This is a genomic window from Rhodococcus sp. GXMU-t2271 (genome assembly GCF_041414735.1).
Lineage (GTDB): Bacteria > Actinomycetota > Actinomycetes > Mycobacteriales > Mycobacteriaceae > Rhodococcus > Rhodococcus indonesiensis.
Window position 1 is genome coordinate 29,150 of sequence record NZ_JAUIZP010000055.1, and the last position, 22,692, is coordinate 51,841.

Here is a 22,692-nt window from a genome sequence, read left to right on the forward strand (position 1 = left end):
TCCGCCCCTGCGGAGCCGGTGCTGCGTAACATCGAAACGGTCTCGGTTCGAACCCTTTCGGAGGCCGACATGGGTGGACTCGGAATCGATCTCGGAACTGCCAACACAGTCGTCGCCACCCCCGAAGACGGCGTCGTCTTCAACGAGCCGTCGTTCCTGCTGGTGCGCGAGAAGGACCCGCATCGCGCGCTTGCGATCGGTCAGGATGCGCGTGAGCTGGTCGGCCGCACCCCGGTCGGCATCACCCCGGTTCGCCCGATACGCGACGGCGTGATCGTGGATCTGGAGTCGGCCCGCACCTTCGTCACGGCCGTCATCAAGCGGGTCGCCCCGCACAGGTCCTACGGTCTACGACCGAACGGCGTGATCTCGGTTCCCGCAGGGGCCACGCCCCTCGAGCGGCGCGCGGTGCTCGAGGTCGGGCACGAGGCCGGTCTTCGCAAGGTCGGCCTGGTACCGGAGCCGGTCGCCGGCGCCCTGGGCTGCGGGATCAACCCGCTCGAAGCACGTGCCCACCTCGTCGTGGACATCGGCGGCGGCACTTCGGAAGTCACCGCGATCTGTTTCGGCGGCATTCTCTCCCATCGCAGTTGCCGACTCGCCGGGGACGAACTGACCACCGCGCTGTACCAGTACCTCCGCGCTGAGCACAAGATCGTCGTCGGCGAGCTCACCGCCGAGCGGGCGAAGGTGGGCACGCCCGGAACGCCCGACGGGCAGGCCCTCGTCGTGGAGGGACGCGATGCCGTCACCGGCCGCGCCCGGCTGGTCACGCTCGGGATCGAGGAGATCGTGGAGGCGTTGCGGCCGACGACGACGGGGATCGTGCAGACCCTGACCGATTGCCTCGAGGACCTCCCGGCCCAGGCGATCGGCGACGTGATGTCGGAGGGGCTGCTCGCCATCGGTGGCGGGGCGATGCTGCACGGTCTGTCGCAGCTGCTCGAGGAGTCCTTCGGATTCCCGGTGAAGACCGCGGAGCGTCCCCTCACCTGTGTCGCGGAAGGCGCCAAGGCCTGCTTGGAGCACCCCGAGGTGGTGGCGGCGTACAGCAGTTGATCACCGGTTCGGCTCCGGGGCCGGCGGTGACGGAAAGTACCACCGGAGGAGTTTCTCGACCACGGGCCCGGCGGTCGCCGACCCGAACCCGCCGCCGCGGACCAGCACCGACACCACGATCTCGGGTGCGTCCATGGGTGCGACCGCGGAGAACCAGGCGTTCAGACCGTTCCCGGGCGCGGACGGGTCCTCCGCCGTGCCGGTCTTGGCGCCCGCCTGCACCGGCAGATCGGCCAGCTGCCCGGCCGTACCGGCCGACGCCGACGCCCGCATCCCCGCCCGTACAGGGTCGAGGTGGTCGGCGAAGGGCAGCCGGCGCGGCTCCGCCGTGGGAATCGGAATGTCGTCCTCCGACCCGTACGCCGCTGCGAGCCGAGGGGTGACCATCGCACCGGTGGCGATGCCCGTCGTCCAGCACGCCACCTGCAGCGGGGTCGCGCTGACGGTGCCCTGGCCGATGCCCATCAGCAGCGTCGAGCCCGGATACCAGGTGGCGCCGATACGTGCCACCGACTCCGGCGTGCCGAGGAACCCTTCGGCCTCGCCCGGCAGGTCGATTCCCGATCGCTGCCCCACGCCGAGTTGCTCGGCGACCGCGGCGATCCGCTCGGGCCCGAGGAGTTCGGCCAGGCGGTAGAAGTAGACGTTGTCGGACCACTGGATGGCCTGCAGCAGGTCGTGCGGCCCCATGGGCTGCCAGTTCCGGAAGGTGTGCCCACCGTAGGTGTAGGCCGCGCCCGTGGCGATCACGGTCTCCGGTGCCAGAACCGGGTTCTCGGCGTTCGCGGCGGCGGTGACGATCTTGAACGTCGACCCGGGCGGTGCGGCGGTCTGGGCGACGTGGTTGACCATCGCCCCCGGCCCGGACGACTGGGCCTGCGCCGCGAGGGCGACGAGGTCGGCCGGCGGGCCGTAGGCGTTGTTGTCGAATCCGGGCACGCTGGCCATGGCCCGTACCGCTCCGGTGCGGGCGTCCATCACGATCGCGGCCCCCAGGTCGCCGCCGCTGGTGCGGACGGCTTCGGTCAACGCAGTGGTCGCCAGGTCCTGCAGGCCGATGTCGAGGTGCAACCGCAGGTCGTGTCCCCGTATCGGATCCACCCGCGTGCCGGGGGCGACCGGACGTCCGGTCGGATCGACGTACATGCACTGCCTGCCGTCGGTGCCGCGCAGCAACGCGTCGTACTGCTTCTCGATTCCGGCCTTGCCGACCCGTGATCCGAGCGCCAGATGCGGCCAGCGCTCCATGTCCTGCTGATCGGCGACCCCGACATGGCCGAGTACCGACGCGAGCATCGCCCCGTACGGGTAGGTCCTGCGGCCGGACGGAGCGACGAGGACCCCGGGAAAACGTTCGTTCACGACCTGCCGAGCCTGTTCGGGTGCGACCCTGCCGACGAGGACCTGCGGTTCCCCTTCGGAACGTCCACTCATCACCTCGGCCAGTTCGTCCGAGGAGAGGCCGATCAGCGCCGCGAGTCGGCTGCGCGAGCCCGGATCGTTCTCGCCGAACACCTGGGGCAGGACGGCAACGGCGTACTCGGCGGCGTTCAGCGCGAGCGGCACGCCGTTGCGGTCGACGATGAGACCGCGCTCGGCGGGCAGCCGGATACAGCGCATCATCTGCGCCTCACCCGCGGTGCGGAGCTCCGCACCGCGGACGTGTTGCAGCTGCCAGGTGACCATCGACATCGCGACGAGCGCGGCTGTCAGCCCGACCGCCCCTGCCGACACCCCTCGTAGGCGGCGGCGCCGTCTCGGTTCCGGACGCCAGAGCGGCCGCGCGACGCCGTCTCTGCGCACCGCGAGTACCAGTCCGACAGCAACGAATGCGACGAGGGCGGCCGTTCCCCCGTAGCTGAACAGCGGAATCGGCATGCCGGTGTGCGGGATCAGGGACAGACTCGCACCGATCGATACCAGGGCGTGGATCCCGAACGTCGCGCCGATTCCCGCCGCGACCAGCGCCGCCTCGCGGGTCCGGGCGGTGCGGGCGGCGAGCACCGCCCGCCACACGATCACCGTGGTGGCGACCACGACTGCCAGGCCGGCGAACAGTCCCCATCCGTACACGACGCTCGCGAAGGCGAGATCGTGTTCCGATTCGGGGAGATAGTCGGCTCTCACCTCGTAGAGGGGGTCTCGCGCCAGACCCCACCATCCGCCGCTGCCGATGGCGATATCCGCCTGCAACGCGGCCCAACCCGCCCCACTCGGGTCGACGTTGCTCGACAGGAACACGTGCACGCGTTCGAGTTGATAGGGGCGGAGGACGAGAACGGCGAGCGGCAGCGACGCGACTCCCACCGCGAACAACGGAAGCAGGGGCAGCAGCGGCACCCTGGCCAGGATGAGCATGACCATGACCGTCGCGACGAGCACCAGGGCAGTCGACAGGTCCGGTTGCAGCGCGACGAGCGCAATCGGTACCCCGGTGGCCGTCAGGGCTGCCGCGAACCGGCCGAGGGTGAAGCCACCGGCCAAAATGCCGGCCGGGACCAGCACGACAGCGAGTTTGGCGAGTTCGGCGGGCTGGACGGTGAACACGCCGAAGTCCAGCCAGCGTTGAGCGCCTTTGGTCGCGACGCCGGCGAGCGGCACGGCGGCCAGCAGCACGGTCGCCGCAGCGAGCACCGCCCATCCGAATGCCCGCAGATCAGTCGCCCGCAGGCGGGAAACGACGCGCATCAGGACGAGACCGACTGCCGCGAACAATGCGTGCCGAACGGCATTCGACGTCATCCCGATCGCGGTGAGATTCAGCAGACCGAGCACCACGAGTACCACGGCCGCGGTGACGATCCAGGGATCGGATTCCCGCCGGCGCTCGGCCATGTCCCCTCCTCGCCGTCTCAGCAGGTCGCGTTCTCGGCGGGCACCGACAGTGGCTCCGAGGCGGCTGCCGCCGGGGCGCTGGTCACCGCGGCGACAGCCAGCGCCCTACCGGGTGGCAGATCCGCCCAGCTGATTCCGTACACCTCCTCCTCGCCCGGCTGGGCGGCCAGCGAGACCTCGGCGCTCGTGCCGACCGCGCCGGAACATCTGTCGTAGACATTCAGCGCCCAGGTCACTGCGCCGACACTTGCCGTGGGGTCGAGGTGTACGTCCACCCGGACGGCGCACATGCGTCCGGGCGCGCATTCACCGTTGGCGAGAGTGGCGGTGACCAGCCTGATCGGTCCCGCGCTTGCCGGGGCACCGACCTGGACCGGCCCGGGCGGCGGCGTGTCCGCGCCCACTGCCGGCCCGTCCTGACCGCCCGCGGGTTCGGGCGGCGGAGGCGAGACCGGCTCGATCCGGTTGGGCTCCGCCGTATCCACCGGGTTCAGGACGGCGTCCCAGCCGCGGCGCAACTCCGCCCACACCCGCGGCGCCACCCACAGCGTCCCGACGAGAATCAGGATCGCGACGAGGCCGAGAACCCCCTGCCGTCGCGACGGTCGTCTCCGCCGGCGATGCCACCCACTGCGCACCGGCGGATACCAGCCGGCCGGTGCGAGAGACGTCCCGGCCCCGCTGTCCGGCCCCCGCGGCGCGTCCGCCCGCGCCACCGCCGGGCCGTCCGGAAAGGGACGTCCCGTCACCACCGCGACGAGTGCGGCCAACTGGCTCCGCACCCGGGACTCCTCGGCCGGGTCCCGGTCCGCTGCGATCGTGTGCCGGACCCGGTGCACCAGGTTCGCGAGATCTGTTGCTTCGCCGATCGATTCGTTCACCTGCTCGGCCCATTCCGGACAGCGGCAGGCCGTCACGATGCTGCGGAGCAGGCTTGCCACCGATTCGTCCGCTGCGTGCCCGTCCGTCGCGCTCCCGTTCCATGCGATCGTGAGCCGTCCGGTCTCGGACACCGTCACGGTGTCGTCCCGCAGCCGGCTCGGACAGCGGTGCTGACGGCGTTCGAGCCGGAAGATCAGATCGTCGACGAGCAGTGCGGCTTGCGCTCGGGTCAGCGTGGCCACCGCGAGCAGACGCCGGAGTGCTACCCCGTCGCCACGAGTCTCGTCGTCGAGTAGGGAGGGTTCCCATGGGGGCTCGACAGGCTCGCGCCTTCTCCCGTGGAGCTCTGTCACTGCTTCGCTCATCGTGCACCCCGAACCGCTGCGCCGCCCGCACAGGTCGCAACCGGGACGGGCGACGGTGAACCATGACTTGGGATTGGTTGTTGTCGAGTTCCACTACCCCTGGGGTATCCATTCAACTCCGACTCGCGCTGGCGGACATGCCGTTTACCCATCCGAGACCCGGTCCCTCTCGCCCCCCGGCTGCATGCGGGCTGTATGTCCGAGCGACCGTCCGTCGGGCGGGCATAACCCGATCCGCGCAGCCCTCTCGAAACGGGCACCGCGTCGCTTCCCGGACCGGTGGCGGCATCCCATCCCCCCGTTCCGCTGCGCACAGCTGCGACCGGCCGGCAGCGGCTAACCTCGAGCCATGATGCTGGCGAACGCCTGCGAGCTGTATCGGGGCACAGGCCTCGTCGGCCAGCCCGCGGCCACCGTCAGCAGCCTGGCCTTCGTAGTCGCCGGCGTCGCGGTCCTCGCGCGCCGGGGCACGGCGAGCGTCACCTACGGTCTGCTCGTCGTCGCGGTCGGCGCCGGGTCGCTGGTAGCGCACGGACCGAACCCGCCGTGGCAGGCGTACGCACACGACCTACCTCTTGCGACACTGCTCGCCTACGTCGCCGTAGACGCCGCCTCGGACCGGTTCGGCACTCGGCTGTCGCCGTGGTGGTGGCGCGTCGTTCCGTTCCTGATGGTCCCCGTCGTGGCCGCCGGGCCGTCGGTCTCCACCGTCGTGCAGGCACTGCTGGCCGTCGCCGCCGTCGGACTGACCCTCGACCGCGCCCGCATCCGCCCGCACCTGCGGCGCGCGACGATCGTCGCGGCACTGCTCCTCGCGTCCGGTGCCCTGCTCGGCGCTCTCGGCGACCGGACATCGCTCTGCCGTCCGAGCAGTGTGCTCCAGGGCCACGCACTGTGGCACCTGCTCGCCGCCGCCGGACTGTGGCGGCTCGCACCCACCATCGGCTCCGCCGAGACCGTCTCCAGGTGGGCCGCCGAAGGTGTGAGTCCCGGCGTTCGAGTTCGGCCGTCATCTGCTCGCCACCGGGCAGGGCGGCGCCGGCGTCGGTGACCAACACCCCAGCACCCGCATACCGTCGGCCCTGTAGGGCCGCCCCTGGCCAGGTATCGCACACGGCACGCCGAACAACACCGGCGAACCGATGAATTCACAGCGCACCGGAGGTCTACCCCGTCATGAGGAAACTGATCTACGGGTTCGGGGTGTCCCTGGACGGCTACATCAACTACCGCGACGGCAACATCGACTGGACCGACCCCGACGAGGAACTACACCAGTTCCACAACGACCGATACCGCCGGATCGAGATCTCGCTGCACGGCCGCCGACTCTACGAGCTGATGGCCGAGTACTGGCCGCACGTGCCCGCTGACGCGCCGCGCGTCGAACGCGAATTCGCTCAGCTCTGGACCCACAAACCCAAGGTCGTCTTCTCCCGGACACTCCCCGAGGTCCACTGGAACAGCACGCTGATCCGAGAGAACGCAGTCGCCGTGGTGCGCAGACTCAAGGCCGCAGGCGACGGCGTCATGGAGGTCGGCGGCGCGGGCCTGGCGGCCTCACTGATCCCTCACGGGCTCATCGACGAGTACCAACTGTTCCTCTCCCCGGTAGTGCTCGGCGGCGGCACCCCACTCTTCCCGCCACTGGACCAACGCCTGCCGCTCCGGCTGGTGGAAACCAGGCACTTCGAGACCGTGGTGATGCTGCGCTACCTCGCCCACTGAGACCCGCGATGCCCTCGCGCGGAATCGGTGCCGATGGTGCACTCGCAGCAAGAGGAAGTGGCCGGCGCGGCGCATCGCCCTCGACCTGGACACCGACGGGTTCCCGATCTCGGCGCGCACCGTCGGTCGGCACCTCGCCTACCCGGGCCTGAACCGACGCAGGTCCTTCGACCCGACCCGACAGAGCAGTCGCGACCCGAGGCGGATCCTCGCGCCGGCCCGGCCACATGGTGCACCCGAGGCCGAGAACGTCGGTCGGACACCCGAGGGCGACGGCTGGCCCGCGCGCCTCTCGGACGGCGTCGATGATGTCGTTTCATCTCGAGCCGAGCGACCGGATTGCGGCACCCTACAGCTTGGTCAGCGCATCGCCCTTGTGCATCGCGATGTGGTCGGTCTTGTCGCTCTTGATCTCGTACTGAGGGTGGCTTTCGGAGCAACGCCGAGTACGTCCCTTGAACTCCACGTCCTCGGTGTGCTTCTCGATGATCACGCCCTCGACGTATCCGGCTTCGGAGTTCCACCGGACATGGTCACCGACGGAGAAGTCAGCCGCCACAGCCCCTCCCTGGTCTGGATGCTGGTTCTGGGGATGCTACCCGGTGCACGGTTTCGGCGACGGCATCGCAAGGTCACCGTTTCTCGCCGGCAACCTCCCCCCGCGAGCGCGGTGCGCGCACCGGATCACCGGGTCGCGTGCAGGTTCCGGGCGGTCGGCGAGGTCTCGACCGTCGCCGGGTCCGGTTCGGTGCCGAGAATCCGGTCGGCGGTGCCGGCGGTGGTGACGGTGAACCAGTAGTGCTCGTTCTTGAAATGGTGGTGCCGGTGATGACGCCACACTGCGCGGTAGGGCCGTGAGCTGGGGCGGTAGTCCGTGTGAATGAGGTAGTGCATCCACTCGTAGATCGAGCCCAGGACGCCGAGGATCACGAGGAACGTCAGTCCCAGCCCGGGCCTGGGGAAGACGAGCCACGCGACGAGGACGAGTACCGGCAACAGCCACGCCAGGGTCTGCCAGGGGATGAAGACCAGCGGCACGTCACGCGGGTCACTGTGGTGTTCGCGGTGCTTGCGGGCCAGCAGCGAATCGAGCGTCAGCCCACCGATCCGGCGCGGCCGCCAGTGCAGGATGCCGACGTGGATGACCCACTCCACCAGCGGGAACACCAGCAGGGCGACCAGTGGGACCAACGCGTCGGTGACCTGCCAGTCGCCGACGAGTATTCGTGCGACGACCGCGGCGGCGAGCATCGCGCCGATCATCCACGGCGACGGGTGGCGCACGAACTCGGCGGCGGCGTCCCGCAGGCCGATCGAGGCGCGACGGCCTCGTCCTTCGGTCCGATTCGTGCTCATGTCCGGTTCCTCGCATCTCCGTGTTCGGCGTGGTCGATGGCGGTGGTCAGGGCCGACGTGCCCAGATCGAGCAGTTCGCCGGCAGTGCGTTCGGCGCCGTCCTCGTCGCGCGCGACGATGGCGCCGGCGAGCCGTTCGTAGAGGTCGGCACGTCCGACCTCGGCGATCAGCACCCCGGCCATCGCGGTCATGGCCGGCTCGTACGCGCTGCGCAGGCTGTTGAAGATCAGCCGGAACGCGAGGGAGTCGGCGGCGTCGACGACGTGTTCCCAGAATCCGAGGGCGGCGACCTGCAATGCGACGGGGTCGTCCCCCGCGGCGAGGCGTGCCACGGACTCGCGTAACCGGAGTTCCGTCTCGTCCGTCGCGCGGGTGGCCGCGAGCCGGGCGACCTGACGGCCGATGAGCTGCCGGGCTTCGAGGACGCTGCGGACGACGTCCCAGTCGGGTCGCCCGTCGCGCACGAGCAGTCGCGGGAGCAGTTCCGGCCCGGCCTGGGTGCGGAAGTCGCGCACCGAGGTCGCCTCCCCTTGACGCACCTCCACCAGACCGGCGTGCGCGAGTCGGGAAATAGCTTCGCGGACAGCGGGTCTCGACACTCCGAAGACCTCGGCGAGGTGGCGTTCACTCGGCAGCGACGCCCCGGCGGCGAGATCGCCGCCGAGCACGCGGGCGGCGATCTGGTCGTACACCTCACCGGAGGCGGACTTGCGGGTGATCGGCTCGAACATCACGACCCGACCGTAGGCCACCGTACGGACAGAGGTCAAGTGGTAAGACCAGTTCCCTTTGCGGCCGAATGTCACATTCCGTCGGCCGGACCGACGCGATGTCACATTCGGCCACCCGGAGCGGTCAACTGAAGCCCATCACCTGGTCGCCCCACACCTCACGCAGCACCTTGTCGGGGTCCGGGACGAGGGTGTCGGTGTTGTCGATCAGCAGGGTCATGCGCTTGTCGGTGTCGTACGGCGCCCAGTGCCGGGATCCGTCCAGGGCGGCCGGCACCCCGTGGTGCGCGAAGGCGAGCCAGCGACGCTGGATCCGGCCCGAGATCGTCGTCGCAGCCTTGCGGCCACCGAGCCAGAACGTGGGGTCACGATCGAGCGTCCCGAAATTGCCGAAGACGTACGGCAGTTCGGTGGCGTGACCGGCACCGATCCGTGCCGCCTTGAGCATCGGGGTCGCATGGTCGAACCGGTACACCCACGTCGGCGAGTGGGCGCTGTGCGCGTCGGCGATCCACACCACCGGCATCCGGAACCCGGCGTCGCGCGAAAGAGCCATCGCCCCCGACGTTTTCGTGACGTCCGGATACGCGGAGATGATCTCCGCGATGCGGTCCGGCGGCAGTTCCGGGTGATCCTCGGCGAGCGCGTCGAGCATCGCCTGCACGGAGGCGTCGCTCACCGGCATCAACGGGGACTTCATGAAGCGGAAGATCGACGGCTCGTCCTTGTTGGAGCCGATGATCAGGGGGATCCGGTGCGCGAGCCCCTTCTGGAACGCCGCCACCGGGTACTTCGGCACCAGGTCGCGGTCGACCACGGGCGCCATCGCGAGCGTGCCGGGGAACTTCGTGGGAATCTCCCCGACGAGCACGTCACCCGCGTCGGTCAGCGTCTCGTGCGGCATGTCCCGCAGCGCCCACACCCGCGCCGGGGTGAGGTCGAGGATCTCGAGGAACCGCTCGGCGACCCGGGCGGCCCGCTCGGACCCGTACGCCGACGTCGCCGGCGGACTCTGCGCGATGGCCCGGTGGAACAACCCCTCCGCGCGGGGCACGGTCATCAGGGTGGTCAGCGACCCACCGCCCGACGACTCGCCGAACACGGTGACCCGGTCGGGGTCGCCCCCGAACGCGGAGATGCAGTCGCGTACCCACTCGAGGGCGGCGATCTGATCCCGCAGTCCCACATTGGATTCGAAGGTGGTCCCGGCGGTGGAGAACGACGAGAAGTCGAGGAAGCCGAGCGCACCGAGCCGGTAGTTGACCGTCACCACGACGACGTCGCCGCGCTCGGCGAGCAACCGTCCGTCGTAGATCCGCTGCCCCGAGTAGCCGAGGACGTAGGCACCGCCGTGGATCCACACCATCACCGGCCGCGGCTCCCCGTCCGGCTCCGGCGCCCAGATGTTCAGCGAGAGGCAGTCCTCACCGATCGTCAGCCCCGGATCGATGGGGATCGGGTTGTTGCGTCCCTGCGGCGCGATGGGCCCGAAGCGCCGCGCGTCGAGCACGTCGGTCCACGGCTCCGGCGGTTCGGGGGCGCGGAACCGGAGGTCACCGGACGTCGGCGCGGCGTACGGGACGCCCTTCCACGTGTAGACGGAGCCGTCGCGGTAGCCGCGTACGTCGCCGTACTTGCAGCCGACGATGAGCGTCTCGGCGTCCACGGTCCCTCCCGAACGAACGGTCTGGGGCCAAGGTACCAACAACAGACAGGTTGCATGCGGACCCCGCCGACCCGGGCGACGGGGGCGGTCTACGCCGAGTGCTATCGTCGGCTCCGTAGACACGGGGTGCTCCGCATGTGCGCGGGGCTGAGATCACACCCGTCGAACCTGATCAGGTAATGCTGACGAAGGGATGTCCTGGCATGACTATGCCTGCCCGCGCGTCGGTCCCGGCAGGGACCGACCGCTTCACCGATCTGCTGTGGGACCGGACCAAGGTCCTGCGCGAGGCCATCGACGACCTCGAGTTCCTGCGCCGCCTCGGCGACGGGACGCTGCCGCTCGACGCGTTCCGCTTCTACATCGAGCAGGACGCCCTGTACCTCGCCGGGTACGCCAAGGCACTCGCCCTCCTCGCGGCGAAGGCCCCGGACCCGGGCACCGCCGCGTTCTGGGCGAACAGCGCCGCCACGGCCGCCACCGAGGAATCCGCCCTGCACCGGGGGCTGCTCACTGGCGGGGTCCTGCCGCCGGCCGAGGACACCCCCGCGCACTCGCCCGCCTGCCTCGGTTACGTCTCCTATCTCACCGCCACCGTCGCCACCGACCCGTATCCGGTCGGTGCCGCCGCGGTACTCCCCTGTTTCTGGATCTACGCCGAGGTCGGCCGCGATCTCGCCGTCCGTGCCGCCGAAGTGCTCGCCACGGATCCCGCCCACCCCTACGCCCAGTGGGTCACCACCTACGACGCGCCCGAGTTCCACGCCGCGGTCGCCGGCGCCCGCGACCTCGTCGACGCCGCGGCGGCGGCTGCCACCGACGCCGAGCGCGACGCCATGACCGAGGCGTTCACCATCGCCACGCGCTACGAGCTGCTGTTCTGGGACACCGCGCTCAACACCCAGGAGTGGCCGGCCTCATGACCACGCTCCCCCGGCTGCGCCGCCGGTTCACCGTCCTGGCCGCCGTCACCGCCGCGCTGCTGCTCACCGCATCCTGCGCCGGGAACAGCGACGATTCCGGTGAGACCATCCGATTCGCCCTGGACTGGACGCCGAACACCAACCACACCGGCCTGTACGTCGCCCAGCAGGAGGGTCTGTTCGCCGACGCCGGTCTCGACGTCGAGTTCCTGCCCTACAACAACACCACCCCGGACACCCTCGTCGACGCCGGCAACGCCGAGTTCGGCATCTCCACGCAGGCGCAGGCGACGTTCTCCCGGGCGGCCGGCTCGCGCACCGTCTCGGTGCTCGCGCCGCTGCAGCACTGGGCGACCGGCATCGCCGTCAAGGCCGACCGCGCCGACCTGTCCCGGCCCGCGGACCTCGATTCCCGCACCTACGCCGGCTTCGGCGACCCGGGCGACGAGGAGACGCTCGCCCAGGTGATCCGCAACGACGGCGGGCGCGGCGACTTCACCTCCGTCACCCTCGGCACCTCCGCCTACGAGGCCGTGTACTCCGGCACCGCCGACTTCACTGTCTCCTACCTGGCGTGGGAGGGCATCGAGGCCGAGCACCGCGGGCTGCCGATGCGGTACTTCCGCTACACCGACTACGGGTTCCCCGACGCCTACGCAATCGTGATCGACGGCAACGAGGACTGGCTGGCCGAACACCCGGACCAGGCCCGGGCGTTCGTGCAGGCCGTCCAGCGCGGCTACGAGATCGCCGCGCAGGATCCCGACCGCGGCGCGCGCGCCCTGATCGAGGCCAACCCGGGGGCGTTCTCCGACGAGGAACTCGTCTACGAGAGTCAGCGGATGCTGTCGGCCGAGTACATGCGCGACGAGAACGGCCGTGTCGGCACCCTCACCCTCGAGCGATGGACCGGGTACTCCCGGTTCCTGTTCGAGAAGGGCCTGCTCGCCGGTCCCGACGGCGCACCGTTGACCACCGAGCCGGACTGGTCGACCTACTTCACCGATGACTACCTCACGCCCTGACCCGACCCGGAACCCCTGGCTGCGGCGCGTCGCACCGGCCGCGGTGACCGTCGTCGCGCTGGCCCTCTGCTGGCAGCTGTACGTGGCGGTCAGCGGCATCCGCCCGCAGGTGCTGCCCTCCCCCGCCCGGGTCCTCGAGCAGGGGTGGGCGCACCGCGCCGACATCGCCGGTCACGCCTGGTCGACCCTGCAGGTCACGCTCGTCGGCTTCGCGGTATCCCTGGCGGTCGCGTGGGCTCTGGCGATCGTCGTGGACTTCTCGCCGTGGCTGCGCCGCGCCCTGGTGCCGTTGTTCGTGGTGTCGCAGACCCTGCCGATCATCGCGATCGCGCCGCTGATGATCATCTGGTTCGGATTCGGGCTGCTGCCGAAGATCCTGGTGATCGCGCTCGCCACGTTCTTCCCCATGGCGATCGGCCTGATCGAGGGCTTCGCGGCCGCGGACCGGGAGGCGGGGGCGTTGCTGCGCAGCATGGGTGCCTCGCGCCGGCAGGAGTTCTGGTACGTGCGGCTCCCGTCGGCACTGCCCCGGTTCTTCACGGCGCTGCGCATCGGGATCACCTACGCCGTGGTCGGTGCGGTCTTCGCCGAGTACGTCGGCGCCACGTCGGGACTCGGGATCTACATGAGCACCCAGAAGAACTCGTTCCGGACCGATCTGGTGCTGGCGGCGGTGCTTGTCACCGCGGTGCTCTCGCTCGCGCTGTATCTGCTCACCTACGCCGCGGAGCGGGTGGTGGCGCCGTGGGCGCTGGCGACGAGGAGCCCCCGGTGAACGCCGTCGCCGTCACCGGCGTGCACAAGGCGTTCGGTGGGCGAACCGTGCTCGACGGCGCCGAGTTCGCGGTGGCCGAGGGCGAGTTCGTCTCGCTCATCGGTCCGAGCGGCTGCGGCAAGTCCACCCTGTTCGGGTTGATCGCCGGCCTCGACGTGCCCGACACCGGCGCCGTCACGGTCGCCGGGCGGCCGGCCGCACCGGGACGGGCCGCGCTGATGCCGCAGAAGGATCTGCTGTTTCCGTGGCGCAGTGTGCTCGACAACTGCGCGCTCGGCCTCGAGGTCCAGGGCACGCCCCGCGGCGAGGCGCGGGAGCGGGCACGGAAGTTGTTCCCCGCCTTCGGTCTCGCCGGTTTCGAGGATGCCGCCCCGCGGCAGCTCTCGGGTGGGATGCGGCAGCGCGCGGCGCTGGCAAGGACGGTGCTGCAGGGCCGCGATGTGCTGCTGCTGGACGAACCGTTCGGCGCGCTGGATTCGCTGACCCGCACCGAGATGCAGTTGTGGTTGCAGCAGGTGTGGCAGCGGGACCGCTGGACGGTGCTGATGATCACCCACGACGTGCGGGAGGCGCTGCTGCTGTCGGATCGGGTGCTGGTGCTCACGCCCCGCCCGGCGCGGGTGTGCCACGAGGTGGCGGTGCCGCTGCCGCGCCCCCGGGGCCTGGACACGCTGACGTCACCGGAGTTCGTGGCGCTCGAGAGGGAACTCGTCGACGTCCTGCACAGCACGGGGGCGCGCGGCTCGACACCGCAGGACTCGCGCGGCTCGACACCGCAGGACTCGTGCGGCTCGACACCGCAGGATCCGCGCAGCTCGTCGCTGCGGGACTGACCCTCTCACGAAATATCGAGTGCGAGTTCGAGTTCCGTGAGGGCGTCCTCGAGATGCCCGAGCAGTCGCTGCAGCGCGGGGACGGTGCGGCGGCACCCGACGACGCCGAAGTCGACGGTGTCCGCGGTGTTGGTCAGCGTGATGTTGAGTGCCTGGCCGCTGAGCACGACCGATACCGGGTAGATCCCGTCGAGCCGGGATCCGCCGCGGTACACCGGTTCCCGAGGTCCCGGCACGTTGGAGATGATGAGGTTGAACGGTGGCGGCGCCAGGGCGACCGCGCCCGAGATCGGTGCCAGCGCGAGTCCGGCGATGTTGAGCGCCGACCACACCGTCGCCTGCAGCGGTGTCATGCCACCGAACAGGGTTTTGCCCTCCGCCATCGAGTCGCTGACCGTCGACAGCCGGGCGAGTGGATCCTCGAGATGGGTGCCGAGGTTGCACAGCGTGACCCCGACGCTGTTGCCGCCCGAGGCCGATTCGGGGGTGTCCTTCGCGCGTAGCGACACCGGGACCATCGCGATCAGCGGGGTCTCGGGCAGCGCCTGCCGTTCGAGGAGGTACGCGCGGATGGCCCCGGCGCACATGGCGACGACGACGTCGTTGCTCGACACACCGGCCGCGCGCCGCACCCGGGTGATGCGTGCGCGGCTCCAGGACTGCGCCGCGAAACGTCGCGTGCCGTCGATCGGGACGTTGAACATCGACCGCGGGGCCTCGTACGGCAGTGCGACGCGGCGCCCGCCGAGCACGGTCCGCGCGATCCGCAGCGCGACGGGTGCCGCACTGATCACGTCACCGGCCACGGAGCGCACCGTACCGACGGTCGACGTCCGCTCTGGCGTCCCGGATCCGTTCCCGGATCGGGGGCGGGGCGGCAGGTGCCACGGCGCCGGGAAGTCGCGCACACTCGGGTCGACGGTGTAGGTGCGCTGCAGCAGCCGCAGCCCCGAGACCCCGTCGAGCAGCGCGTGGTGCATCTTCGTGTAGACGGCGAACCGGCCGTCGGCGAGCCCTTCGATCAGGTGCGCCTCCCACAGGGGCCGGTGCCGGTCGAGCAGCCCACTGTGCAGGCGGGAGACGAGGGTGAACAGCTCGCGGATCCGCCCCGGTGCCGGCAACGCCGAGTGCCGGACGTGGTACTCGAGATCGATCTCCTCGTCGACGGTCCACCAGGTGTAGCCGAGACTCGACACCGGATCGGCCGGTCGCTTGCGGAACAGCTCGTCGACGTGCGCGTCGGCGACGAGCCGGTTGTAGAGGTCGGTGACGTACCCCGGACCGGCGTCGGGCGGCGGGGTGAACAGTTCCAGCGAACCGAAGTGCATCGGGCGCTCCCGCGACTCGGCGAGCAAGAACATCGAGTCCGTCACCGGCATGTACCCCACGGGGACTGCCCCCTTTCGTCCGCCGTCGCATGCTGGGATGGATCGTACGTCGGCCCCGCGCATGCCGTACCGAATCGGTAACAGAAAGGCCCGCGACCTGCGAAAACCTCGATGCCCGGTCTCCATCGAGTCACGGTGCTTCGCCCCGGCGGATCGTCGTCGTACTGTCGATCAACCGACCCGGACGAACGTTGCGAAAGCCACGGCGGAAGGGCCGCGGAGGACGAGCCGGAGCCGACGACGAGAGCAGCTCCGCCCGAGCGGACGAGGACGAGGAGGTCCCGGTGACGAGCACCGCGTCGAACCATCCTTCGTTGTCGTATCCGCCCGTGCCGCGGCCGGTGCTGCGGCGTGAGATCGCCGGGGTGAGCATGCCGTCGCAGGCCCTGACGTTCTCGGTGCGCAGCACCGTCAAGCCGGTCATCGACGCGTGGGCGCGTGCCCCGCACCTGCCCTGGCCGACGGGCGTGGTCGACCGGCTCGCGTTCCCCCTCAAGCCGGTCCCCGGCACGCACCGGCATCCGGTGCGGCTGCCGTCCTGCCGCGCCGAGTTCCTCGCCGCCCCGGGTGCCGACGGCGCCACCGCGATCCTGTACCTGCACGGCGGGGCGTTCCTGGTGTGCGGGCTGGCCACCCACCGGCAGATGGTCTCCCGCATCTCGTCGGCGGCCGGGGCTCCCGTGCTCAGCGTCGCCTACCGCATGCTGCCGGGGCACCCGATCGAGAGCGCGGTCGAGGACGGCATCGAGGGGCTGCGGTGGTTGATGGCGCACGGCTACCCGGCGGAGCGCATCGTGGTGGCCGGCGACTCGGCGGGCGGATTCCTCACCTTCCAGGTGACGCTCGCGGCGCTGCGGCTCGGTCTCGGCCGTCCGGCCGGCAACGTGGCACTCTCGCCACTGACCGACCTCGACACCCGGGGCAAGCTCGCGCATCCCAATTCGTATCGGTGCGCCCTGTTCCCGCGCCGCGCCGTTCCGGCCCTGGCCGACGTGATCGCCCGCATCGACGCCGCCGCCGGTGGGTCCGGCCCGCGTGCGGTGTCGCCGGTCGACGCCGACCTGACCGCGATGCCGCCCACCCTCATCCAGACCGGTTCGGAGGAGATGACGTACGTCGACGCCGAGCTGATGGCCGAGCGGCTCGCGAGCGCGGGCGTGCACTGCGAACTGCAGGTGTGGGAGCGGCAGGTGCACGTGTTCCAGGCCGCGGCGGGCATCGTGCCCGAGGCGGGACGGGCCGTCGCTTCGATCGGGGTGTTCGTCCGCAGCCTGGGCTGACGGGTCGGCCGGAGCGCGGCGCCGACTACGACCCGAGTGGCCGGGTGCCGCGGGCCCCGCGCGATACTGCCCGCCCGGCGCCTGTCGGTCCCCCCGGCTAGTGTCTTCACACGGTCCCGCGACCGCGGAAAGGGGGTGGACCGTGACCGACACCGAGAGTCGATTCGACCGCGACGTCGACCGGTCCTGGAGCGAATTCCGGGCACGTCTCGCCGACCATGTGGCATCGATGCGCGACGGCGACGGGCTGGTCCTCGAGCCGCTCGTCGAGGAGGACACCGGCCCTGCCGGACCGTGCGTGCAGTTCTACGCGTGGGGTGAGGGCCAGGTCCGGTGCGAGGTGCCGTCCAATGCCCACCTCGACCCCGATCGCCGTCTCCGGCCGGGCGACGAGGCGCTGCTCGCCGAGCTGGGCTGGCGCGAACCGTCCCGGGGACCCGAAGACCCGGAGGACGGCGGGTCGCCCGCCTACTGGATGGACCGGCCCGCGGCGTGGGCCGACCAGCTCGCAGCCGTCGCGGTGACGGCGCTGCGCCGGGTGTGGGGGGTGCCGCATCCGCTGTTCCTGCGCACCGAGACGTTCGGCACCGGACGGGCCGACTTCGAACTGCCCCCGCCGGCCGAGGAGATCCCGCCGCAGGCTGCGCTCCCCCTCGCCGTCGAGACGGCGGGCGAGGACCACGTCCGCGAGCTGATCGAGTCGACGCTGCGCGAGCGGATCGGCGACGTCCCGCTGTGGGACGAGGACGGCGACCTGGCGGTGCGGGTCGCGGGCATGCTCGTGTTCGTCGGCGTCGGGCCGCACGAGCGCACCGTCGACGTGTTCGCCCCGATCGTCCACCACATCGCCGGACGTACCCGCGCCGCCGAGGTCGTCGCCGACCTCAACCGCCGGTGGCCGCACCTGAAATTCGTGCTGGTCGAGGACCGGGTCGCGGTGGCGGCACACCTGCCCGCGTCGCCGTTCGTGCCGGCCCACCTGCTGGCCACACTCGACCTGGTCGCGCAGTTCCTCGAGGGGCTGGACGAGGGGTTCGGCACCAGCCTCGGAGGCGAGCTGCTGCACGAGACCGACCACGACTGTGTGCCGCCGCCCGCGGACGAGCTGCCGCCGTGGACGACCGAGTCCGAGGCGGATCTTCCGTTGACGCTGCTGGCACTGCGCGACCTCCATCTCGACGGAGAGGTGTCGGTCGAGCCCCGCACGGTGGCCCGCATGGCCGACGACGAACCGGACCAGTTGCTGCGTTTCCTGCGGCTGAGCGTGGACGCGCAGGTGTGCTGGCAGGCCGAGGCGATGGGCCGCGCCGCGGCCGGGGACGACGCCGGTACCGCGCGGGCCGAGGCGAAAGCGCGGGAATGGGAATCGACCTGCCGCTCGCTCACCGCAGCGATGCGACTGCTCGTGCCCCCGGCCGGCAGCACCGGGAAGCGCCGGCGCCGGCGCCGGTCGTCCCCTCCCGAGCAGACCGAGCTGTTCGAGAACCCGGACGAGCCCACGCTGTTCGACGAACTCTCCGACTGAGCACCTGCGCCGCCGGGCCGTCTCCGCCGACGGCTCAGGGCGTGGTCGCCTCGAGGTGCTTCAGCACGGCCAGGACACGCCGGTGGTCCTCGGGTTCGGGGTGCAGCCCCAGCTTGAGGAAGATCGCCCTGACGTGCGCCTCGACGGTGCGTTCCCCGAGGAACAGGGCCGCCCCGATCGCCCGGTTCGAGCGGCCCTCGGCCATGAGAGCGAGGACCTCGCGTTCGCGGGTGGACAGCGTGTCGATGGGACGGCTGTCGCGGTGCGGCCGGGTCACCAGTCGGCTCACCACGCTGGGGTCGATGGCCGAACCGCCCTCGGCGACCCGGTGCAGGGTGTCGACGAACTCGTCGATGTCGGCGACCCGATCCTTGAGCAAATAGCCCAGGCCGGCGGCCCCGTCGGCGATCAGGTTCATGACGTGGTCGGTTTCCACGTACTGCGACAGCAGGACCACCGCGGTGTCGGGGTGGTCGGCACGGATGGTCGCGGCGGCGACAATTCCCTCGGTCGTATGGGTCGGGGGCATCCGGATGTCGACGACGGCGATGTCGGGACGTTCGTCGGCGACGAGAGCGAGCAGGGCGGCAGCGTCACCGGCCTCGCCTACGACGTCGATTCCCTCGTCGCTCAGTAGCCGGGAGATGCCCTCGCGCAGGAGCACGGAGTCGTCGGCGAGCACCACCCGCAGCGGTGCCGCACTGTCGCCGCGCCGTGCGGCGCGCCGCGGTGCGGCGACCCGGGTCGGTTCCGCGGCGGCGTCCACCGCCACCGTGCGGGCCAGGGTGTCGTCACCCGCCGCGGCGGGAACCGGGGCGGGGGCGGTGGTCGTGGTCTCTCCGGTGAGGGCAGCGCGGGCGGCGGCGGTGAGTTCCCGGCAGGTCCCGTAGCGGTCGTTGCGGTCCTTGGCGAGGGCGCGCGCGACGACGGCGTCGAACGCTTTCGGCAGGTCGGGCCGGGCCTCGCTCGGCCGGGGTATCGGGCTGCGGACGTGTCCGTGCCACAGCTTGGGCAGGGTGTCGCCGGAGTACGGGGGCCGGCCGGTGAGCAGGTGGTAGAGCGTGCAGCCGAGCGAGTAGATGTCGGTGCGGCGGTCGAGCGCGACGGTGGTGTCGAACTGCTCGGGTGCGGCGTTCTGCAGACTGCCGACGAACGTCCCCGTGCGGGTGAGCCCGCTCGCCTCGTCGAGGGCTTTGGCGATGCCGAAGTCGGTGAGCAGGACCCGTTCGGGCTCGCCCGGACCGGCAGGCTCGGCCAGCAGAATGTTCGTCGGCTTCACATCCCGGTGCAGCACCCCGGCCTGGTGGGCGTAGTCGAGGGCCTTGCCGATCTCGCAGACGATGTGCACTGCCCGCTCGGGCGGGACGGGGCCCTGCCGGAGCAGCGCGGCGGCGTTGGTGCCGGGGACGTACTGCATCGCGATCCAGAGCCGGCCGTCCTCGCAGCCGCGGTCGTAGACCTGGACGATGTTGGCGTGCTCGAGCCGCGCGGCGTGGTCGGCCTCGAGTTCGAAGCGGGCCCTGACACTGTCGTCGGCGGTCAGGACCGGATGGAGCAGTTTGAGGGCCACCTTGCGCGGCAGGTGCGGGTGCTGCGCCAGGTAGATCGACCCCATGCCGCCCGCGCCGAGCAGCCGCTCGATGGTGTACCCGGCGAACACCGAACCCGGCCCGGGAGCCCCGTTTCCGCTCACCGCCACCACCTCCCGAAGCGGTCCGTCTCCTCTATTCAACCCCTCGGGGATCGTCGGCGGAACCGAGGCCGAATCACGGATGGTCGAACAGTGCCAGCACGGTGGTCGGCCGGGGCCCGGAGCGGGATGCTGAGAGCGAGGATCGGAGGCCTCGTCGTGAGTCGTCGAACATTGCCGGCGGTCGTCGCCGTGACCACCCTGCTGGTTGTCGGGGTGGTGCTGGTGTCGGTCGATTGGCCGGGAGGTCCGCCCGCGGGACCGGTGGAGCTGGTGGCATTCCTCGCGGTCGGTGTCGCCTTCGTCGCGGCGGGCATCGTCGCGTGGCAGAGCCGACCGGACGACAACACGGGACGGCTGATGGTGCTGGCCGGGGTGTTGTGGCTGGTGAAGGGCGGCGCCGCGGCCCGCAATCCGGTGGTCTTCACCCTCGGGGCGGCGCTGACGGTGATGTACCTGCCGGTGTTGATCCACATACTGCTGGGCTTTCCGACGGGGCGACTGACCCGGCGGTGGGAACGGTGGTTCGTGGGTGGCTGCTATGTGTTCTTCCTGGTCTCGGTGCTGCTCGACCTGATGTTCTACAACCCGTCCGTGATGATCGGCACCGAATGGTTCACCGCGCCCAACCTCCTGCTGGTCCGGGACGACCCGGCGATCTTCCGGGTCCTGCAGCTGGTGTTCGGTGCGGTGGCCGCCGGCGTCAGTGTGGTCGTGATCGGTGTGCTGCTGGCCCGGTGGCGGGCGGGATCTCCGGCCTATCGGGCTGCGTTCGCGCCCTTGTGGGTCGCCGGGATTCTCGGGTTCGCCACGGTCATCGGAACAGGACTGATCACCGCGCAGTCGTCGGGTATGGGGAACGTGGGGACGGCCTACGTGGGCTACCTGGCGACGGCGCTGTTTCCGATCGCGGTGCTGGTGGGGTTGTGGCGCTACCGGGTCGCCCGCGGGGCGGTCAGCGACGTGATGATCGAGGTCGGTGCGGCCCCGCTCGGGGAGGAGTTCGTCCACGCGCTGCGCAAGGCACTGCGCGACCCCGGTCTGGTCCTGTGGTCGTGGTCGCCGCAGTCGAACCGGTACCTCGACGCGCACGGGGACCCGCAGCGCCTGCCGGACGGCGACGCCCCCCGGGCGGCGACCGTCCTGGAACGCGACGGCGTCCCGGTCGGGGCGCTCGTGTACGACCGGTCGCTGCGGCATCAGCCGCAACTGCTCGCGGCGGTGCGCAGCGCGGCGACCCTCGCGCTGGACAACCAGCGGCTCCAGTCCGAGTTGCAGGCTCAGCTCGCCGAGGTCCGCAGGTCCCGGGAGCGGATCGTCGCCGCCGGGGACGCGCAGCGGCGGCGGCTCGAACGCAACCTGCACGACGGTGCGCAGCAACGCCTGGTCGCTGCGACGATCCTGTTGCGGCGTGCGCAGCGGACGTCCCAGCCGGAGCGCAAGCAGGAGTTGCTCACCGAGGGCACGGCCGAACTGGACTCGGCGCTGGTGGAGCTGCGGGAACTGGCCCGGGGCGTCTATCCGCCGGTGCTGCAGGAACACGGTCTCGCCGCCGCGCTGACCGCTCTGGCCGAGCGCGCTCCGCTGCCGGTGGAGATCGTCGACACCCTGACCGGGCGGGCTCCCGCCTCGGTCGAACTCGCCGCCTACTTCATCGCCGCGGAAGCGGTTGCCAACGCCACCAAGCACTCCGGCGCCACCCACATCGGGATCGACCTCCGCCGGGACGGCGACATGCTGCGGATGGTCGTCACCGACGACGGGTGCGGCGGTGCGACGTTGACCGCCGGCGGCGGCTTGAGCGGGCTGAGCGACCGGGCCGCGGCTCTCGGTGGGGTGCTCGATGTGCACAGTCCCACGGGGGGCGGCACAACCCTGACGCTGTCCCTTCCCCTCACCGCCGGGGAACCCGGGGAGCCGTCATGAACCTGCGGGTGGTGCTCGCCGACGACTCCGCGGTGCTCCGCGAGGGCATCGCCGGCCTGCTGCGCGACGAGGGGATCGAGGTGGTCGGCCAGGCCGCGGACGGGCAGGGTCTGCTGCAACTGGTCGGAGAGCACCACCCGGACCTCGCCGTCGTCGACATCCGGATGCCGCCCACCCACACCACGGAAGGGATCGACGCCGCCCTCACCGTTCGGCGGTGTTTCCCGGGTACCGCCGTGCTGCTGCTGTCCCAGTACGTGGAAACCGAGAACGTCATGAACGTCTTCGCCGGCGGGACCGCCGGTCTGGGATATCTGCTCAAGGACCGCCTCACCGACATCGACGGGTTCCTCGGCTCGCTGCACCGCGTCGCGGCGGGCGGAACGGCACTCGATCCCGACGTGGCCGGCCGGTTGATCTCGCGGCCGCACCGCGACCGGGTGGCCCTCGACGACCTGTCCTCCCGGGAGCGGGAGGTCCTGACCCTCATGGTCGAAGGCTGTTCGAACCGGATGATCGGAGCCGCCCTGTCCCTCGGGGAACGCTCCGTCGACGTGCTCGTGCGCGCCGTCTTCGACAAGCTCGGCCTGCCACCCGAACCCGACGACCACCAGCGTGTCCGGGCCGTGCTCGCCTACCTCGGCCCCACAGTCCGCAGCTGATCCCGGCAGGTCTGCCGGACCGTCCGCGACCTGGCATGATCGG

19 protein-coding genes and 1 riboswitch are annotated in these 22,692 nt (G+C 70.9%); of the genes, 11 read left to right on the forward strand and 8 right to left on the reverse strand.

Translation table 11 applies throughout. The features are described from left to right. Positions 1 to 69: 69 nt before the first annotated feature. Positions 70 to 1,059 (forward strand): rod shape-determining protein, encoded by a 990-nt coding sequence (locus QYS60_RS19825; protein ID WP_371384005.1) that lies wholly within the window; start codon positions 70 to 72, stop codon positions 1,057 to 1,059. Here QYS60_RS19825 and QYS60_RS19830 read toward each other — a convergent pair whose 3' ends face one another. After that, positions 1,060 to 3,894: an FtsW/RodA/SpoVE family cell cycle protein gene (locus tag QYS60_RS19830; RefSeq protein WP_371384006.1), complete on the reverse strand. Its 2,835-nt coding sequence runs from the start codon at positions 3,892 to 3,894 to the stop codon at positions 1,060 to 1,062. 17 nt (positions 3,895 to 3,911) lie between these two features. Then, on the reverse strand, positions 3,912 to 5,141 hold the full coding sequence (locus tag QYS60_RS19835) for a hypothetical protein (RefSeq protein WP_371384007.1): 1,230 nt from the start codon (positions 5,139 to 5,141) through the stop codon (positions 3,912 to 3,914). A gap of 349 nt (positions 5,142 to 5,490) precedes the next feature. On the opposite strand from QYS60_RS19835, the gene QYS60_RS19840 reads away from it, so the two are divergent. Beyond that, positions 5,491 to 6,192, forward strand: coding sequence for a hypothetical protein (locus tag QYS60_RS19840; protein WP_371384008.1), 702 nt, complete (start codon positions 5,491 to 5,493; stop codon positions 6,190 to 6,192). A 125-nt stretch (positions 6,193 to 6,317) separates the two neighbouring features. Next, the gene (locus QYS60_RS19845) at positions 6,318 to 6,869 is read left to right on the forward strand and encodes a dihydrofolate reductase family protein (RefSeq protein WP_371384010.1); all 552 of its coding nucleotides are present in this window, start codon (positions 6,318 to 6,320) and stop codon (positions 6,867 to 6,869) included. A gap of 349 nt (positions 6,870 to 7,218) precedes the next feature. On the opposite strand, the gene QYS60_RS19850 is transcribed toward QYS60_RS19845, so the two are convergent. From QYS60_RS19850 to QYS60_RS19865, 4 genes are all read right to left on the reverse strand, one after another. Further along, positions 7,219 to 7,428, reverse strand: coding sequence for a DUF2945 domain-containing protein (locus QYS60_RS19850; RefSeq protein WP_371384011.1), 210 nt, complete (start codon positions 7,426 to 7,428; stop codon positions 7,219 to 7,221). Between the two features lie 125 nt (positions 7,429 to 7,553). Continuing rightward, entirely contained in the window at positions 7,554 to 8,225 is a 672-nt protein-coding gene (locus QYS60_RS19855; protein ID WP_371384013.1) for a sterol desaturase family protein, read from the reverse strand. After that, on the reverse strand, positions 8,222 to 8,956 hold the full coding sequence (locus QYS60_RS19860) for a FadR/GntR family transcriptional regulator (protein WP_371384072.1): 735 nt from the start codon (positions 8,954 to 8,956) through the stop codon (positions 8,222 to 8,224). The genes QYS60_RS19855 and QYS60_RS19860 overlap by 4 nt, the downstream gene beginning before the upstream one ends. A gap of 124 nt (positions 8,957 to 9,080) precedes the next feature. After that, complete coding sequence (locus tag QYS60_RS19865; protein WP_371384014.1) at positions 9,081 to 10,622, reverse strand: carboxylesterase/lipase family protein; 1,542 nt, start codon at positions 10,620 to 10,622, stop codon at positions 9,081 to 9,083. Positions 10,623 to 10,734: 112 nt separating this feature from the next. Continuing rightward, positions 10,735 to 10,833: riboswitch (TPP riboswitch) on the forward strand. Between QYS60_RS19865 and QYS60_RS19870 the strand changes: the two genes are divergently transcribed. From QYS60_RS19870 to QYS60_RS19885, 4 genes are all read left to right on the forward strand, one after another. Then, positions 10,826 to 11,545: a TenA family protein gene (locus QYS60_RS19870; protein WP_371384015.1), complete on the forward strand. Its 720-nt coding sequence runs from the start codon at positions 10,826 to 10,828 to the stop codon at positions 11,543 to 11,545. Its footprint overlaps the riboswitch before it by 8 nt. After that, the gene (locus tag QYS60_RS19875) at positions 11,542 to 12,570 is read left to right on the forward strand and encodes an ABC transporter substrate-binding protein (RefSeq protein WP_371384016.1); all 1,029 of its coding nucleotides are present in this window, start codon (positions 11,542 to 11,544) and stop codon (positions 12,568 to 12,570) included. The genes QYS60_RS19870 and QYS60_RS19875 overlap by 4 nt, the downstream gene beginning before the upstream one ends. Beyond that, positions 12,551 to 13,345 carry an ABC transporter permease gene (locus tag QYS60_RS19880; protein ID WP_371384017.1) on the forward strand — a complete coding sequence of 265 codons (795 nt, stop codon included), beginning with the start codon at positions 12,551 to 12,553 and terminating at the stop codon, positions 13,343 to 13,345. Before QYS60_RS19875 ends, QYS60_RS19880 begins: the two co-directional genes overlap by 20 nt. Continuing rightward, positions 13,342 to 14,178 carry an ABC transporter ATP-binding protein gene (locus QYS60_RS19885; RefSeq protein WP_371384018.1) on the forward strand — a complete coding sequence of 279 codons (837 nt, stop codon included), beginning with the start codon at positions 13,342 to 13,344 and terminating at the stop codon, positions 14,176 to 14,178. Before QYS60_RS19880 ends, QYS60_RS19885 begins: the two co-directional genes overlap by 4 nt. A 5-nt stretch (positions 14,179 to 14,183) precedes the next feature. Here QYS60_RS19885 and QYS60_RS19890 read toward each other — a convergent pair whose 3' ends face one another. Further along, positions 14,184 to 15,557 carry a wax ester/triacylglycerol synthase family O-acyltransferase gene (locus QYS60_RS19890; protein WP_371384074.1) on the reverse strand — a complete coding sequence of 458 codons (1,374 nt, stop codon included), beginning with the start codon at positions 15,555 to 15,557 and terminating at the stop codon, positions 14,184 to 14,186. Between the two features lie 293 nt (positions 15,558 to 15,850). On the opposite strand from QYS60_RS19890, the gene QYS60_RS19895 reads away from it, so the two are divergent. Together QYS60_RS19895 and QYS60_RS19900 are read left to right on the forward strand one after the other, a co-directional pair. Then, positions 15,851 to 16,846, forward strand: coding sequence for an alpha/beta hydrolase (locus QYS60_RS19895; RefSeq protein ID WP_371384019.1), 996 nt, complete (start codon positions 15,851 to 15,853; stop codon positions 16,844 to 16,846). Positions 16,847 to 16,988: 142 nt separating this feature from the next. Next, positions 16,989 to 18,371: a hypothetical protein gene (locus tag QYS60_RS19900; RefSeq protein WP_371384020.1), complete on the forward strand. Its 1,383-nt coding sequence runs from the start codon at positions 16,989 to 16,991 to the stop codon at positions 18,369 to 18,371. Positions 18,372 to 18,405: 34 nt separating this feature from the next. On the opposite strand, the gene QYS60_RS19905 is transcribed toward QYS60_RS19900, so the two are convergent. Then, a complete protein-coding gene (locus QYS60_RS19905; RefSeq protein WP_003935159.1) occupies positions 18,406 to 20,073 on the reverse strand; it encodes a protein kinase in 1,668 nt (555 codons plus the stop codon). A gap of 147 nt (positions 20,074 to 20,220) precedes the next feature. Between QYS60_RS19905 and QYS60_RS19910 the strand changes: the two genes are divergently transcribed. Together QYS60_RS19910 and QYS60_RS19915 are read left to right on the forward strand one after the other, a co-directional pair. Next, positions 20,221 to 21,987: a sensor histidine kinase gene (locus QYS60_RS19910; RefSeq protein WP_371384021.1), complete on the forward strand. Its 1,767-nt coding sequence runs from the start codon at positions 20,221 to 20,223 to the stop codon at positions 21,985 to 21,987. Next, the gene (locus QYS60_RS19915) at positions 21,984 to 22,649 is read left to right on the forward strand and encodes a response regulator transcription factor (RefSeq protein ID WP_003935157.1); all 666 of its coding nucleotides are present in this window, start codon (positions 21,984 to 21,986) and stop codon (positions 22,647 to 22,649) included. Before QYS60_RS19910 ends, QYS60_RS19915 begins: the two co-directional genes overlap by 4 nt. Positions 22,650 to 22,692: the final 43 nt, after the last annotated feature.

Excerpts from the sequence above, each read along its gene's own strand:
- QYS60_RS19845 (WP_371384010.1), top strand. The coding sequence starts at position 6,318 with ATGAGGAAACTGATCTACGGGTTCGGGGTGTCCCTGGACGGCTACATC.
- QYS60_RS19835 (WP_371384007.1), bottom strand. The coding sequence starts at position 5,141 with ATGAGCGAAGCAGTGACAGAGCTCCACGGGAGAAGGCGCGAGCCTGTC.
- QYS60_RS19825 (WP_371384005.1), top strand. The coding sequence starts at position 70 with ATGGGTGGACTCGGAATCGATCTCGGAACTGCCAACACAGTCGTCGCC.
- QYS60_RS19855 (WP_371384013.1), bottom strand. The coding sequence starts at position 8,225 with ATGAGCACGAATCGGACCGAAGGACGAGGCCGTCGCGCCTCGATCGGC.
- QYS60_RS19860 (WP_371384072.1), bottom strand. The coding sequence starts at position 8,956 with ATGTTCGAGCCGATCACCCGCAAGTCCGCCTCCGGTGAGGTGTACGAC.
- QYS60_RS19875 (WP_371384016.1), top strand. The coding sequence starts at position 11,542 with ATGACCACGCTCCCCCGGCTGCGCCGCCGGTTCACCGTCCTGGCCGCC.
- QYS60_RS19870 (WP_371384015.1), top strand. The coding sequence starts at position 10,826 with ATGACTATGCCTGCCCGCGCGTCGGTCCCGGCAGGGACCGACCGCTTC.
- QYS60_RS19840 (WP_371384008.1), top strand. The coding sequence starts at position 5,491 with ATGATGCTGGCGAACGCCTGCGAGCTGTATCGGGGCACAGGCCTCGTC.
- QYS60_RS19890 (WP_371384074.1), bottom strand. The coding sequence starts at position 15,557 with ATGCCGGTGACGGACTCGATGTTCTTGCTCGCCGAGTCGCGGGAGCGC.
- QYS60_RS19880 (WP_371384017.1), top strand. The coding sequence starts at position 12,551 with ATGACTACCTCACGCCCTGACCCGACCCGGAACCCCTGGCTGCGGCGC.
- QYS60_RS19915 (WP_003935157.1), top strand. The coding sequence starts at position 21,984 with ATGAACCTGCGGGTGGTGCTCGCCGACGACTCCGCGGTGCTCCGCGAG.
- QYS60_RS19830 (WP_371384006.1), bottom strand. The coding sequence starts at position 3,894 with ATGGCCGAGCGCCGGCGGGAATCCGATCCCTGGATCGTCACCGCGGCC.